This window comes from Dolomitihabitans soli (assembly GCF_022213955.1).
Classification (GTDB): Bacteria; Actinomycetota; Actinomycetes; order Streptosporangiales; family Streptosporangiaceae; genus Streptosporangium_A; species Streptosporangium_A soli.
Map to the genome: position 1 here is coordinate 158,009 of NZ_JAKNTW010000007.1, position 15,162 is coordinate 173,170.

Genomic DNA, 15,162 nt, shown 5'->3' on the forward strand with positions numbered 1-15,162 from the left:
CGCCGCCGCCTGGCAGGCCCAGGTTCGCTGACACCTCCACGGCTCGCGACCGGGTGCAGGCGGCGGCGAACGCAGGTGCGAAGGACTCCGCCGATAACTCTAAGTTAAGGTATAGTCACTTTACGCAGTCGAGAAGATCGGCTGGGCCTGGTTCACATGGGAGGAAACATGATCGCAAGGCGGATACTTGCCGCAGCGGCCACCCTGGTCATGAGCGCCGCCATCGTAGCCGCGGCCGCAGGGACGGCCAACGCCTACAACTTCCCCTTCAACGGCAGGTGCGGCGCCTCCTGGTACTACGACGGGCCGTCCCAGACGAAGGCCACGTTCTCCCACATAGACAACGGCACCTACTGGTACAAGATCACGTGGGGCGGCCAGCCGCCCGTGCCCGGTGACCCGCTGCACCAGCACAACTGGGCGGGCTGCCGGAAGTAGCCACCGCGAGGCGGGATACGTCCCGGTTCGCCACCTCGGCCTCGCCGTCACCGACGACGATCAGACCCGCCGAGACGTGGACACCGTTCGATGCGTTCCGGGACGTACCGCACGCCCCACCGCTCAGAAGCAACGCGAGGCGAGGTCCGTGGTCGACCCTGTGGCGACCTCAGGGTCGATCAGGTCGCCACAGGGAGCCACCACCGGCGCGCTCGCCGGGTCGAGCACGGTCCGCCCCGACACTCCGGCACATGGATCACTGGCGTGGGCACAGCCTCCGACGGGGGCGTACGGCCGAGCCCCCCGGGGTGATGCCCACCTTGCTCCGGGTGGTTCCCACGGCGAATACCCCCATGTTTACGCGGAAAGCCCGTATGGCCCGGCCCAGCTGGCCATATGATCATTTTCGGCTGCCCGAAACATGAGGAAGGACCCCCTCTGTGCCTGACACGACCCACGAGTGGAACAACGGCATCGACACGACCCGGCCCAGCATCGCCAGGGCCTACGACGTCGTCCTCAACGGCAAGGACAATTTCGCGGTCGACCGCGCCTTCGTCCAGGAGATCGTGAAGGTCGTTCCCGAGATCTACGATGTCGCGACCTACAACCGGGCGATCTTGGGCAGAGCCGTACGTTTCCTGATCGACGAGGGCATCACCCAGTTCATCGACCTTGGTTCGGGCTTGCCGACCGTGGAGAACACTCACCAGGTCGCACAGCGGGCGAACCCGGACTCCCGAGTCGTCTACGTCGACAACGACCCGATGGTCCTGGCTCACGGACGGGCGCTGCTCGGGGCGAACGACCGGACCGCGGTCATCACCTCCGACCTGCGCGACCCTGCCGCGATTCTGGCCGACCCGGCCGTCAAGCAGCTCATCGACTTCGGACGGCCGGTGGGCGTGCTGCTGGTCGGCATCCTGCACCACCTGCATGACAATGAAGACCCCCGTGGAATCGTCGAGGGCTACATGGCGGCGGTCCCGCCGGGCAGCCACCTCTTCATCACCCACTTCTGTGGCGCCACCCAGGACGCGCGCGACGCGGAGCGGAAGTTCCTCGCGCTGCTCGGCACCGGCCGGTTCCGCTCGCAGAAGGAGATCACCGGCTTCTTCGACGGATTCGAACTGCTGGAACCGGGAGTCGTCCCGCTCCCCCACTGGCGGCCCGACGGCGCGGTCCCGGACACCCTGACCGTGGGTCAGCGGCTCATGTACGGCGGGCTGGCACGAAAGGCATAGTCCCCTTGGCGGACCCGACGGACCCGGCGGACCGGCGATCAGGGGCAGGGCGGGCCCGACGCGAAACCCTCGCGTCGGCCCGACGCGAAACCCTCGCGTGCGCCGGGACCGAACCCGGCGTGGCGCTGGCGGGGAAGCCGCCCGTGGCGGTGACCGCCGCAAACGGATGCCGCGACCGGCTCGCCCGCCTCGATGCCCCCGCCGGACCACCGCCGCCACCGCATCTCCGGGCCAGAAACCGGGAAGGGCGGGTTCACCTGCCTCAGCTCGTCGCGTGGTGCGCGCCGGTCATCAGCGCCGCCAGGTCCTCGGGGGCGAGGAAGGACGGCGGAGGCGGCGGTCCCCAGTTGAACAACCCCTTGGCGCCTTCCAGGACCTCCGGGGTCCACAGACTGTCCTCGGGGATGCAGTCGAGGTCGGCGTAGTATTCAGTGAAGTTGCCCGCCGGGTCCTTCAGGTACCAGAAGAAGTTCGAACCGGCGTGGTGACGGCCGAGCCCCCATACATGGCGTTCGGGCCGGCCGTCCAGCATCGCGCCGGCGCCCCGCCCGACCTCGTCGATGTCGTCGACCTGCCACGAGGTGTGGTGCAGGTACGCGACCGGCGCCGCCAGGACGAGCAGGTTGTGGTGGTCGGTCGAGCAGCGCAGGAAGACCCCGGCGTCCTTGATCAGGTCGCTGGTCTTGAACCCCAGACCGTCGCGGAAGAAGGCGGTGGTGACGGCGAAGTCGGGCGTGCCGACGACGACGTGGCCGAGCTTGCGGGGCCGTACCGGCCCGGAGCGCAGGACGGCGGCGGCGCGGGCGTCGATCCGCTCGTCGCGCCCGGGACCGTTGCAGGGGGCGGTCGGCGCCGGCTCCTGGACGACCCGGGGAGCGACCTCCAGGACGGCGCGGACGCCGGTCGCCTTCTCGCAGGCGGTCAGCGCGGTGCCGGTGTTCTCGGCGGCGATGTCCTGGCGGTGCAGCCGGGATGCGGCGGCGGCGAGGTCGTCGGGGGTGTCGACGCCGATCCGCACCTCGACCAGCCGGCGGGTGGCGGCCGGGACGATCCGCAGTTGGCGTCCCCCGTCGCGGGTGCTGAGCCATCCGTCCGCCTCGGGACGCAGACCGAACTCGGTGTAGTAGGACGCCGTCTCGGCGACGTCCGGGACTCCCATGGTGACGGAGACAAGGCGATGTAGTGACATGTCTGGATTCCTCGGTGGGAACTGGAGCCGAAGGATGGGATGGAGGACGTGGTGCCGGAACGGCTCAGCCGGTGAGCGGTCCGGGGGTCCCGGCCGCGGCGACTCGCTCGCGGGACAGCCATGGATCACTCCTCGCCTGATTGCCGGACCCCTCCCAAGTTAGGCAGCGCGCCGGGGATATGGCAGTGGCGATTTCGTCAATGGACCACATGTGAGGTCCCGAAGCCCAGCAAACCACCGGAGTGCCGTGGCGGGCTCCGGCCCCGGGACGTCCATCCCACCGCCATCGCCAACGAGGTGTTTTGCCCCTCCGTTGGGACCGACCAGGCCGAAGAACGACCCGCTCGGCACCCCAAAGGTCGGTCCCATCCTCCTCCCCGGCGCCCGGAATCTGGACGCCCACCATCCCGGATACGCGATCAGCCTCGATCCGCGTCGGACTCTCGTCGGCCACCACGCGGACGAAGAAGCCCGTCGCCACATGGACGAAGGGCTCCCCCGCGCCCGATGCGTTTCCGTCCGTTGCAGGAAGAGGGGAGCCGTCACACGTCGTCGGCCGGCGCGACCGTGGTCTCGCGGAGGGGCCGGGCGGGGGTCCGGTACGGCCGGCGCCGGCCGAGGGCGAGGCCGGCGACCAGGACGCCGAGGAGGGTCACGCCGGCGGCCATGTAGTACGCCGTGCTCAGGCCCTGGGTGAGTTCCCGCCGCAACGCGTCGCCGTTCAGACCGCCGATTCCGGCGTTGGCGATGGCCACCATCAGGGCGGTGCCGATCGCCAGCCCGGTCTGGTGGGTCACGGACGCCATCCCGGAGGCGACGCCCTGCTCGGCCGCCGCGACGCCGTTTCCGGCGGCGATCCACATCGAGGTCCAGACGATGCCCATCCCGAAACCGGTCACCATGATGCCGGGCAACACGACGATGAACGGGGTGTCCGGGGAAACGGCGAGGGCCAGCAGGACCAGGCCGGCCGTACCGATCAGCAGGCCGATGGACAGGGCGGTCCGCATGCCCGCACGGGTGACCAGGCGCTCGGCGACCTTGGTGCCGACGATGTTGAGCAGTGTCAGCGGCAGGTACGCCAGGCCCGTCCGCAGGGGGTCGTAGCCGAGGATGTCCTGGAGGTAGACGGTGAGCAGGTAGTAGTGGGCGCCGAGGCCGGCCCCGAACACCGCCGTGATCGCCATGGCCGCGACCAGGCTGGAGTTGGCGAACATCCGCAGGGGCATGAGCGGGTCCCGGCTACGGGATTCGATCACCGCGAACAGCACGAGCAGCGCGACGCCGAGGCCGAAGGCGGTCAGAATGGGCGCGGAGGTCCATCCCCACTCGGGACCTTGCGCGAACACGAAGACCAGCAGCGTGATTCCGGCCGTCGCGGTCAGCGCACCGGGAAGATCGAAGCGGCGTCCCGGTACGGCGGCGCCCGCTCGGGCCCCGTCGGCGGGAAGGAGGGGGAAAGCCGCCAGCAGGGCGACGCAGGCGAGCAGCACGAAGATGTAGAAGGTCGACTCCCAGCCGAAGACCTCGGTGAGCACCCCGCCGAGCAGCGCGCCCCCGGCGAGACCGCTGCCTCCCATGGCGGCCCACACCGCGAGCGCACGGTTGCGCTCAGGCCCTTCGGCGAAGGTGGTGCCGATCAGGGACAGCGTGGCGGGGAACAGCAGCGCCGCGCCCAATCCCTGTACGGCACGCACCGCGACCAGCAGTCCTGGGCTCTCGGCCAGCCCGCCGACCAGCGAGGAGACGGCGTACAGGACGAGGGCGAGGATGAACATCCGACGCCGCCCCAGCAGGTCGGCGGCCCGCCCGCCCAGCAACATGAAGCCGCCGAGCGCGACCGCGTACGCACTGACCACCCACTGCAGGGTCTGGCCGGAGAAGTCCAGGTCCTGCCCGATCTCGGGCAGCGCCACGTACACGATGTTGTAGTCGACGGCGATGATGAACTGGGCGAATGCCAGCAGGGCCAGGATCCACCCCAGGCGACGAGGCCGATGCGGCATGTTCGCGGACGACGCTGGGATGGACATGAGCTCCCCGGGGCATGTCGGTGAATCGTCGAGGTGACGGGTTCGTCATGCCGGTACGGTAGGAGTTGCCATCAATGTCAGGTTCAAGTCCTGGGTGGGCATACGAGGTGGGAAATGCGAATCGGTGAACTGGCTCAGCGCACCGGAGTGAGCGAGCGTTCGCTGCGTTACTACGAGCAGCAGGGGCTGCTGACGGCCGAGCGCACGGCCGGCGGCCATCGTGACTACCGCGACGGCGCGGTCGACCGGGTCATCCGCATCCAGGAACTCTTCGCGGCGGGGCTCTCCAGCTCGAAGATCGCGCGGCTGCTGCCCTGCATGCGAGACGCCGACGGCGGCCCGTCCGAGCTCGCCACCCCGCGGCTGGTCACCGAGCTCGCCACGGAACGGGATCGCATCAGCCGCATGATGACCGACCTCATCCGCTCCCGGGACGTCCTGGACGAAGTGATCGACGCGGCATCGGGCGACAGTGGGCAGACCGCCCGCCACCTCGAAGATCGTCAGCCGCGAGCGCGGTAGCCACCGGCCGCGCCGCCATCCGGAGCGCGCCGCCATCCGGAGCGCGCCGCCATCCGGAGCGCGCCGCCATCCGGAGCGCGCCGCCATCCGGAGCGCGCCGCCATCCGGAGCGGGCCTACGCTCGGAGCGAGCCGCCGTCCGGAGCTGCCCTGCTCAGAACTCGGTGAGCAGTTCGTCCACCTTGGTGATCGTGCCAAGCCTCGGAAAGATGTGCTCGACGGCGAATCGGTGCTGGTCCACGCTCAGCCCGGTCATGGCGTCCTCGGCGAACACCACGTCGTAGCCGTAGTCGGACGCCGTCCGAGCCGTCCCCTCCACCCCCCAGTTCGTCGCGATCCCGGCCACCACGAGGCGGGTGATTCCGCGCTCCCGCAGCGTCGCGTGCAGCCCGGTCTCGTGGAAGGCGCTGATCGCCCGCTTCACGACCTCCAGGTCACCGTCCTGCGGTTCCATCTCGGGAACGAAGACGCTCCCCGCAGGTTGCTCCACCGTGCCCGGCCGCTCGACGCGCACCTGCACGACAAGCGATCCCGCCTTGTGAAACGCCTCTACGAGACGAGTGCACTGCCGTACGACTTCTGCTCCCGGATACGGCGCGGTGTCCAGCTCGACGATCCGGGGCATCAGGTCGATCACGACAAGGGCGGTCTTCTGCAGATCAGACATGCGGTGACCCTATCCCTTGTCCCATGGGCTCGCTCATCGCCCGGCGATCCGCAGGTCGCGGGGCCCACGCGACGCAGGCCCGCACCAGTATGGTGCGGGCCTGCGCCGTGCCGGGGCACACCCCGACGCGACGAGTTCCCCGTGACAAGTCCTCGTCGACTGCTGCGAAACTTACCGGTCAGAGCCCCTCCGCGCCTAGATCACATTTGCGATGTCCGGCCGCCGTCTGGGCACGAGCACAGTGCCCGGGGAGCGCCGTGCCACCGTGTCACAAGCCCGTCGCCGCCCACGAGACGCCTGCCACTCCGGGCTCAGACACGCGTGACCTGGTACGGCAGGCGAAGAGGTGTGCGTGGCCGAAGGTCGGTCGCGAGAACGCTCGCAACCTCTGCTGGTGATGGCGGTGGCGGGCTCACCTGACCGCAACCGGACACCGGCAGCGGGCCGATCCGCCGTCACCCTGCCCGCTCCCACAGGCGGTCGACGGCCCACAGGCGGTCGTCAGCCCAGACGCAGATCTCCGCGACGCGGCTGATGTGCCGCCCACCGCACCGGTCCCCCGGCACCACCAGGTGCGGCGCCAGATCGTCCAGCTCGAACCCGTCCATCCAGACCCCCACCAGAGCCCCGACGTTGCCGAACTCCGGATCGATCTCCCCCCACGACAACACGGCGTGATGGCCGTCACGGCCGAGCACCGACACCAGGAACCGTAACCGGTCCTTGCGCGCGGCGGGGTCGAAGGCCGGTTCGGCGGAGCGCGCGACATCCACCAGCAGCGGCCCCGCGAACCGGTGCCGCCGCGTCCCCGTGACGCGGCAGGCGAAGGTCACCTCGACCTCGTGACGCGGCAGCGCCCGCAACTCGTCGACACTGATCACTTTCGGCGCGCTCAGATCCCCGGCGAGCCGGATCCGCCCGGCAGCCACCGTGGAGACTTCGATGGACGTGTGCGGCATCCAGGCCTCCTTCGCCTGGGCGGCCCCTCGGGGGGCCGCCCATCACATATTGCCCACCGTTTGCCGTTCCACACGCAGAAGCGGCCAAATAGTTAGCACAGTCGTGCATATACGAGGGAAAGCACGACCTATCCCTTGCATTCGCCCTTCCGTGATCCTGGCGAAGGTGTCGGCATGCACAGCCGGGCCGGCGTGGATCGTCACGACGGACGCCGTCCGGCCCGCCAGGTCGAACCACAAGGAGATCAGGGCTTCGGCCGAACGCGGCGCGCCTGGCCGGGACCGTTCTCCCTCCGCTCGGACCGGCCGCAGAAGTCCGCCGAGGTCGGCGCTCGCATCGGCGCGGTCACCGCGCAGAAGGCTGAGGCGGCCCTCGGTTGGGCCCGCCTCAGCCTTCTTGCGCCGGTTCTCCGACGAACCCCGCCTGGCCACGACATGCGACCGGGTCGCACCCGGGGTCAGGACCCGTACGGGTCCTCGTGGGCGAGGATCCGCCCTGCCATCCTCTTCACGGCGTCGAGCGCGGTGATGTACGGCATGGGCCCGAAGGAGACACGGGCGACTCCCAGTTCGGCCAACCGGCCGAGGCTCGGCCCGCCGGGAAGGCAGTTCGCGTTGATCGGACCGGCCAGCCCTGAGACGAGCGCGGAGATCGCGTCCTCGGAGGCGACCATGATCGGATAAATGCAGTCGGCGCCCGCCTCCAGGTAGCGCGTTCCGCGCTCAAGGGCTTCGTCGAGCACGTCGGCGGGCTGCGCTCCGCCGGTGAACACGTCGACCCGGGCGTTGATCACCAGGTCGACGCCGGCCTCCGTCGCCGCACTTCGCACGTCGGCGATGCGTTTGGCCTGGTCGCCGACGCTGACCAGGCCTTTCCCCCCGATGGCGCTGTCCTCTAGGTTGCATCCGGCCGCACCGATGGCGATCAGCCGTTCGACGAGGTCTCCCGCGGGCAGGCCGTACCCCGCCTCGGCGTCCACGGTGACCGGCACCTGTACGGCGCGGATGACACGGCCCGCGGCGGCCAGCATCTCGTCGACCGGCGCGCCCTCGTGGTCCGGGTAGCCGAGCATCGCGGCGATCGAGGCGCTGGCCGTGGCGAGCGCGGGGTACCCGGCCTCCACGACGACGGTCGCGGTCCCGGCGTCCCAGACGTTGGGCAGGAGCAGCGGCGTGCCGGGCGTGTGAAGGTCACGGAGCCGGGTCGCCAGGTCGTTCAGTTCGGAGGTCAACGTGTCTCCTCTTTCGCATCGCTTGTGTTACCCATCAGATGACGGATGACGGCCGCGAAATGTGACATCCACCCCGTCGGGGTTTCCTCTCGCGGGCCACCATGGCGAAGGGCCATGGCGGGACGGCTCAGCCCCACGTCGTGCCCGACGGCTCCTTGATGGTGACGTTGACCGAGTCCCGTACGGCGGGATGCCGCTCCCGGGGTCGCCCGATGACGGCCTCCCCCCGGGGGCCACCCCGGCGGTCCGAGTCGACGGATTCCCGCTTACGGTCCCGGGCAGGCATATCTGAATCATTAACCGTCAATATCGGCCGCAGATCTCTATAACATCCAATGTCATGCTAAAAGATGAAATTTCGCAGGCAGTGTCCACTTTTGGACATCGATGGCGGCTGACGTGACTTAGGCCCGCCGCTATCCTCCATGCGGAGGACATATGACCGACATTTAAGTCCTTCCAGCCGAAAGACTTAAATATCCAGCTTTCGGCCTCAAGTCACCCACCGAACCCCAGGGACGCTCATGCCTTACCTGCCTGCGCGGACGCGGCGACGACGCGCGACTCTCACATCGATCGCCGGGTCCTTACTCATCGTGGCGACGCTCACCCCGTTACCCGCTCATGCGGCGGGCGCCGACGGCCTCGCCTACGTGGCCAACAACACCGACGACTCGGTATCGGTGATCGACACCGCGACCGGCACCGTCACCACCACCATCCCCGTCGGGAACGCCCCGTCAGGGATCGCCGTCGACCAGGCCGGGACGCGTGCCTACACCGCCAACACCAATGACGCCTCGGTGTCGGTGATCGACACCAGCACCCACACGGTCGCCGCCACCGTCGCCGTCGGGCACGCTCCGGCCGGCATCGCGGTCGACCCGGCCGGGACACGCGTCTACGTGGCCACCTTCAACGACGACGCCGTGTCGGTGATCGACGCCACCACGAACACCGTCACCGCCACCGTTCCCGTAGGCGACACACCGGTCAGCGTCGCGGTCGACCCGGCCGGGACACGCGTCTACGTGGCCACCTTCAACGACGACGCGGTATCGGTGATCGACACCACCACGAACACCGTCACCGCCACCATCCCCGTCGGCGACGCGCCCTTCGGCCTCGCCGTGAATCCAGCCGGGAGCCGTGTCTACACGGCGAACGTCGGTGACGACTCGGTGTCGGTGATCGACACCACCACGAACACCGTCACCGCCACCATCGCCGTGGGCGACGCGCCGCGCGACATCGCGATCGATCCCGCCGGCAGCCGGGCCTACACCGCCGACTTCGGCGGCGACTCGGTGTCCGTGATCGACACCGCGACCGGCACCGTCACCGCCACCATCGCCGTGGGCGACGCTCCCTACGGCATCGCCGTCAGCCCGGACGCCACCCAGGTGTACACCACGACCACGAACGACGGTGGGACGACCGTGATCGACACCGCCACCGGCGCCGTCACCGCCACGGTCACGGTCGGCACGGCCCCGCAGGGAGTGGCCTTCGGTCCCGCCGCCGTCGCGGCCTCCGCCGACATCGCCGTCGGCCTCACCGCTTCCCCGTTCCTGTCGATCCCGGCCTACATCCGGTACACCATGACGGCGACCAACAACGGCCCCGCCACCGCCGGCGCCACCACCCTCACCGCCACCCTGCCCCCCGGCGTCGTCGCGCACAGCCTCAGCAGCGGCTGCACCGCCGCCGGCGCCAAGGTCACCTGCACCTACGGCTCCATCAACAGCGGCGCCGGCGCCGCCAAGACCTTCCGCGTGTGGGTGTCCCTCCTCAGCCTCGGTACGGTCACCACCACCGCCACCCGGACCACCTCGACCCCCGCCGACCCGAACGCCGCCAACGACGACGCCGTGAAGCGCTGCCTCGTCATCACCGCCCTGCTGGCCACCTGCTGACGCGCCGTCCGGCGAGGCGTTGATCCGGCCGCCCTCCGGTGGGAACGACCCGGCGTCCCACACGTCGTCGGGGGCCATCCCACCGGACCGGGCACTGATCGACGCGCTCTCCGGCATGAATGCCGAAGGGCACATGCGGCACTTCTGCGGCTTCCTGCTGCACCGACCCCGAGCCACCGAGATGGTCTTACCGGGTCTCCACAGGCTTTCGAGCCTTCCGGCCCCGTTCCCGCCCGTCCGGCGGTACCTGACGCGATCCATGTACCAGGCGCCGTTCCGCCTTGGCGGCGAGACGGCTGTTCCCGCCCCGCTACCCGAGAGAGCCCGCTTCACCTCCGGCGTGAACGCCGGAGCACGTGGTGACCGTCCACGGCAGGGGGCGGACGGGAGGATCCGAGGCCGTCGCCGGTGCGCCTCGAATCCTCCCGATCACGCTCTCAGACGGGGAGCGACGATGGCTCCGCCGTACTGTCGGAGAGCCTCACTGCAGGCGGGTGAGCCGCCACTGCTGGTTGGCGCCCGAGCCGCAGGTCGCCTGGGCGAGTTGCGCGCCGTCGGCTGCCGAGGAGCCCGGCACCTCCAGGCACAGTCCGCTGTGCACGGCGGTGATCTTGTAGGCGGTGCCGGCCGGGGTGAACCTCCACTGCTGGTTCGTTGCGTTGTTGCAGGTCCACTGGACGAGCAGGACCCCGCCGGCGGTGGAGGCCCCGGGCACGTCCAGGCACTTGCCGCTCTGCACCGAGGTCAGGGCGAACGCGCCGTTGCCCTTGTCGACCGCCCTCCACTGCTGGTTGGTGCCGTTGTTCGCGCCCCACTGGACGATCTTGGCGTTGTCGGCGGAGGACTGGCCCTCGACGTCGGCCACCTTGCCGCTGTGGACCGCGGCGAGCGTGTAGACGCCGCCGGCCTGCACACCGCCGGGGACGGTGACGCCCTGGCCGTTCAGCGTGAACGAGTCGAGGTCGAACTGGTTGGCCGTCGGGTGCTTGAACACGAGGAACAGCGGATGGCTGCCGGTCAGCGTGGCCACGTTGGTCGCGGCGAGTTGCTGATAGGTGTCCCACCCGCCGGTGTTCGGCACGCTGGTGGTGGCCAGCAGTTGCCCGGTCGGCGAGTCGGCGCGCAGCTCGATCGTGCCGCCGCCCACCGGTGAGGAGACCCGGTAGGAGATCGAGTTGATTCCCTGCACGCTCGCCGGGGTGAAGGAGACCCAGTCGTTGTTGGAGATGTCGCCGACGCGCCTGCCGTTCTGCGCCCCGGCCTGCTCGATGATCCGCACGCCTGAGGAGCCCGTGAAGTACTCCGCCTGCTTCTGCTTGGGTTGCAGGATCACGTTCGCGCTGGCCGCGAGGCCGCCGTTGTCGGTGTAGGTCGCCGTCAGCACGTAGTAGGTGTTGGCGTCGGCGTCATGTCCCGAGGCCGTGGTGGTCACGCTGCCGGTGCAGCCGGTGTACTGACCGGTGTCGTGGCTGTGCGTGTCGTGCCCGAGCGCGGAGACCACGTGCACCTTCGAACAGTCCACCGTCCCGTCCTCCGGGTCGGTGATCTGCACGGTGTAGTCGACGGTGTCGCCGAACTGGATCGCCCCGCCGTTGGACGGTGAGCTGAACCGCACCACGGGGGCCGTGTTGCCCACCACGATCGGCACCGTCGCCGTGCCCGACTTGTCACGGGAGTCGGTGACGGTCAGCTTGGCGGTGAAGTTGCCGTTCGCGGTGTAGGTGAAGCTCGGGTTGGCGGCGGTGGAGTCGGTGCTGCCGTCGCCGGTGAAGTCCCACGCGTAGCTGATCGGATCGCCGTCGGGGTCGCTGGAACCGGCCGAGGAGAACTGTACGGCCAGCGGGGCCTTGCCCGAGCTGGGCGTGGCGCTCGCCTTGGCGACGGGCGCACGCGAGCCGCTGACGTAGTCGATGCGGTAGACGCCGTCGTCGGGGTTGGCTCCGCCGTACCCCGCGCCCCACTCGATGAGGTACATCGAGCCGTTGGGCCCGAACTTCATGTGCATCGGCGATTTGAAGCCCAGGTTGGACAGGAACCTGTTGACCTTGAGCACGTTGCCGCCGCTGTCGAGCCGCATCTCCCCGAGGTAGTTGCGGCTCCACTCGTAGAAGAACGGGGTGTCGTCGAAGTAGGCGGGGAACTTCGTCTCCGACTGGCTGGCGGCGTCGTAGTGGTAGAACGGGCCGCCCATCGGGGCCGCGCCGCCGGTGCTGCCCATCTCGGGCCATTCGGGCGTGAGGTGGTAGGTGTACCAGACGGTCGCGGCCTTGACCGCGGGGAGGTTGGTGAGGCCGGTGTTGTTGGGCGAGTTGTTCACCGGCGCGGCGCAGTTGAACTTCGCTCCGGAGGTGGACGTGGCGAAGTTGTAGTCGTTGTAGGGGGTGTTGTTGCCGACGCAGTACGGCCAGCCGTAGTTGCCCGGCGTCTTGATGAGGTTCCACTCGACGGTGCCCTCAGGACCGCGGTTGGCGTTGGGACCGCCGGCGTCGGGGCCGTAGTCGGCCATCGAGATCCAGCCGGTCTCGCTGTCGACCGCGAACCTGAACGGGTTGCGGAACCCCATGGCGTAGATCTCCGGCCGGGTCTGCGCGGTGCCGGGCGCGAAGAGGTTCCCGGCGGGGACGGTGTAGGTGCCGTTGCTCTCCGGGTGGATGCGCAGGATCTTGCCCCGCAGGTCGTTGGTGTTGGCGCTGGTCTTCTGGGCGTCGAAGTTCGCCCGGCCGGCCCGCTCGTCGATCGGCGCGTAGCCGTCGGAGGAGAAGGGGTTGATGTCGTCGCCGACGCCGATGTAGAGGTTGCCGCCGGGGCCGAAGGCGAGCTGGCCGCCGGTGTGCCCCGGTTCGTCGACTCTGGTGGCGGGGATGGCCAGCAGTTTCTTCTCACTCGCCAGGTCGAGCGTGTGATCGTTGAGCGTGAAGCGGGACACCTGGTTGATCGACTGGCCGCCCGCCGGGGAGTAGTTGAGATAGACCCAGTGGTTGGTCGCGAAGCCCGGATCCAGCACCATGCCGATGAGGCCGTCCTCACCGCCGGTGTAGACGTTGAGCGTGCCGGTGGTGACGATCTCGCCGTCCTCGTGGATGGCCATCAGCTTGCCGGTGCGGGTGATGTAGTAGACGTGCCCGTCCGCTGCCACGTCGAGCTGCATCGGCTGGTCGGGGGCGCTGTCGAGGGTCACCTTCTGGAACCTGTTCCACACGGTGCCGCCGCAGTCGCCCTGGGCGTCGCCGGCCGCCCACCTGACGCCTCCGAGCACGTGGTTGCGGAAGTTCGTCTCGGTGTAGGAGGAGGCCTGGTGGCCCATCGCGGTCGCCCACACGCGCCCGCCCTCGGCGTCGCGGCACCAGGAGATCGGGTGGTCGGCGCCCATCTTGCTGGGACCCGCGTCATAGGTGGTCTCGTCGGCCGTGACCAGTACGTGCACGTCGCCGCGCAGGTTCTTGTCGAAGTTGTACCACTCCTCCGACCGGGTCCAGCGCTCGGGCAGACCGGCCGTCGAGGGGTGCTTGCGGTCGGCGACCTTGGCGGTGCCCTGCACGATCGAGGAGTGCGCGGTCATGTGCGCGCCACCCTGGATGAGCTGGTCCCACCAGGGGAAGTCGGCCTCGATGTTCATGTCGGTGGTGTTGTGGACGGCCACGATCCCGCCGCCGCCGTTGACGTAGCGCTGCATCGCCTGGCGCTGGGCGTCGTTGTCCCACACCATGCCGGAGTTCTGCAGCATGATCACGACGTCGAACGTGGCGAGGTTGGCGTCGGTGAACGAGCTGGAGTTCGCCGACTGGACGACTTCGAAGTTGTTGGCCGCGGCCAGACTCTGGACCATCGTGATCCCCGCGGGGATCGAGTCGTGGACGTAGCCGGCCGTCTCGGTGAACAGCAGGGCGCGGAAGGCGGGGGCGGCCCGGGTGGCGGCGGCTTGAGCCTGGCTCAGACCGGCGGCTAACAGCAGGATCGGGAGGAGGACGAGAGCGATCAGGCGTCGCATGGAGTTTCTCCGTTGGGGTGAGAGGCATGCGGAGATGGCCGGGCCGCCCCCGATGGGGACCCGGTCGGCGGATGGGTGTCAGAGGGTTCGCAGGAAGGCGAGCCCGTCGGTGGCGAGAGCGTCCTGGCTCGGGGCGAGCGGACGCCAGATGGAGGCCGCGGTGGCGATGGCCTGGTTCTCCGCGGTGAACGACTCGATGATGAGCGGGCCGGTGTAGGAGATGTCACGCAGCGCGTCGGCGAAGCCCGGCCAGCCGAAGTGGTCGGCGCCCGGCGCCCCCCTGTCGGTGCCGCAGACCTGCACGTGCGCCACCCGCTCCCCCGCCATGCGCAGGGCGGCGGCCGGGTCCTTCTCCTCGATGTTCAGGTGGTAGGTGTCCAGGGCCAGGCCGCAGCCCTCGTCAGGCAGTCCGTCGAGCGCCTCCAGCGCCTGCTCGACGGTGTTGAGGAGGCTGGTCTCGTAGCGGTTGAGCGGCTCGACGGCGATCCGCACGCCACGCGCGGCGGCGTAGTCGGCGACCGGGGCGAGGTTCTCGCGCAGTTCGGCGTACAGGCGCAGCCGTTCCGCCGCCGACATCCGCCAGGTCCTGCCGACCGACGCGTAGGCGGGCCCGCCGATGACCGGCGAGCCCACGATCGCCGCCACGTCAACGCAGGTGCGCAGATACTCCTGCGTGTCCGCCACCGTCTGCGGGGAGGCGGCGACCAGATCCCTGCCGGGCGGCATGACCAGCACCACCGACGCCTGCAGCCCGGCCTCGGCCAGCACGGCCGCGCCCTTGCGCGGCTCCCAGTCGCCGGGCCGCTCGATGGGCAGCTCGATGACGTCGAAGCCCCAGGCCGCGATCCGCGGCGCCAGCCGTACGAGGTCGTCGTCGGTGAGCGGGGAGGTCCACACCCAGGTGTTCACGCCGATCGGCCACATGTCTCGCTCCTCTCGTGCGGGGGTTGCCGGCGGCGGTGCGGGGCCGCCGCC

Annotated in this window: 12 protein-coding genes; 4 read left to right on the forward strand and 8 right to left on the reverse strand. The window is 69.6% G+C overall.

Annotation, left to right across the window (positions count from 1 at the left end; translation table 11 throughout):
• Positions 1-168 precede the first annotated feature (168 nt).
• Positions 169-438, forward strand: a complete 270-nt coding sequence (locus tag MBA17_RS16290) for a hypothetical protein (protein ID WP_238497312.1) — start codon at positions 169-171, stop codon at positions 436-438.
• 440 nt (positions 439-878) lie between these two features.
• Positions 879-1,682, forward strand: coding sequence for an SAM-dependent methyltransferase (locus MBA17_RS16295; protein ID WP_238497313.1), 804 nt, complete (start codon positions 879-881; stop codon positions 1,680-1,682).
• 262 nt (positions 1,683-1,944) lie between these two features.
• On the opposite strand, the gene MBA17_RS16300 is transcribed toward MBA17_RS16295, so the two are convergent.
• Together MBA17_RS16300 and MBA17_RS16305 are read right to left on the reverse strand one after the other, a co-directional pair.
• Complete coding sequence (locus MBA17_RS16300; protein WP_238497314.1) at positions 1,945-2,871, reverse strand: VOC family protein; 927 nt, start codon at positions 2,869-2,871, stop codon at positions 1,945-1,947.
• Between the two features lie 542 nt (positions 2,872-3,413).
• On the reverse strand, positions 3,414-4,904 hold the full coding sequence (locus MBA17_RS16305; protein WP_238497315.1) for an MFS transporter: 1,491 nt from the start codon (positions 4,902-4,904) through the stop codon (positions 3,414-3,416).
• A gap of 114 nt (positions 4,905-5,018) precedes the next feature.
• On the opposite strand from MBA17_RS16305, the gene MBA17_RS16310 reads away from it, so the two are divergent.
• Positions 5,019-5,426, forward strand: a complete 408-nt coding sequence (locus tag MBA17_RS16310; protein WP_238497316.1) for a MerR family transcriptional regulator — start codon at positions 5,019-5,021, stop codon at positions 5,424-5,426.
• 153 nt (positions 5,427-5,579) lie between these two features.
• On the opposite strand, the gene MBA17_RS16315 is transcribed toward MBA17_RS16310, so the two are convergent.
• From MBA17_RS16315 to MBA17_RS16330, 4 genes are all read right to left on the reverse strand, one after another.
• Complete coding sequence (locus MBA17_RS16315; protein ID WP_238497317.1) at positions 5,580-6,092, reverse strand: isochorismatase family protein; 513 nt, start codon at positions 6,090-6,092, stop codon at positions 5,580-5,582.
• A 455-nt stretch (positions 6,093-6,547) separates the two neighbouring features.
• Positions 6,548-7,051 (reverse strand): molybdopterin-binding protein, encoded by a 504-nt coding sequence (locus tag MBA17_RS16320; RefSeq protein WP_238497318.1) that lies wholly within the window; start codon positions 7,049-7,051, stop codon positions 6,548-6,550.
• 458 nt (positions 7,052-7,509) lie between these two features.
• Positions 7,510-8,283 carry an isocitrate lyase/PEP mutase family protein gene (locus MBA17_RS16325; protein ID WP_238497319.1) on the reverse strand — a complete coding sequence of 258 codons (774 nt, stop codon included), beginning with the start codon at positions 8,281-8,283 and terminating at the stop codon, positions 7,510-7,512.
• 127 nt (positions 8,284-8,410) lie between these two features.
• Entirely contained in the window at positions 8,411-8,569 is a 159-nt protein-coding gene (locus MBA17_RS16330; RefSeq protein WP_238497320.1) for a hypothetical protein, read from the reverse strand.
• Positions 8,570-8,879: 310 nt separating this feature from the next.
• On the opposite strand from MBA17_RS16330, the gene MBA17_RS16335 reads away from it, so the two are divergent.
• The gene (locus MBA17_RS16335; RefSeq protein ID WP_238497321.1) at positions 8,880-10,199 is read left to right on the forward strand and encodes a YVTN family beta-propeller repeat protein; all 1,320 of its coding nucleotides are present in this window, start codon (positions 8,880-8,882) and stop codon (positions 10,197-10,199) included.
• Between the two features lie 481 nt (positions 10,200-10,680).
• Here MBA17_RS16335 and MBA17_RS16340 read toward each other — a convergent pair whose 3' ends face one another.
• Both MBA17_RS16340 and MBA17_RS16345 read right to left on the reverse strand, forming a co-directional pair.
• Positions 10,681-14,187 carry a ThuA domain-containing protein gene (locus MBA17_RS16340; protein ID WP_238497322.1) on the reverse strand — a complete coding sequence of 1,169 codons (3,507 nt, stop codon included), beginning with the start codon at positions 14,185-14,187 and terminating at the stop codon, positions 10,681-10,683.
• A gap of 78 nt (positions 14,188-14,265) precedes the next feature.
• A complete protein-coding gene (locus MBA17_RS16345) occupies positions 14,266-15,111 on the reverse strand; it encodes a sugar phosphate isomerase/epimerase family protein (RefSeq protein ID WP_238497323.1) in 846 nt (281 codons plus the stop codon).
• Positions 15,112-15,162: the final 51 nt, after the last annotated feature.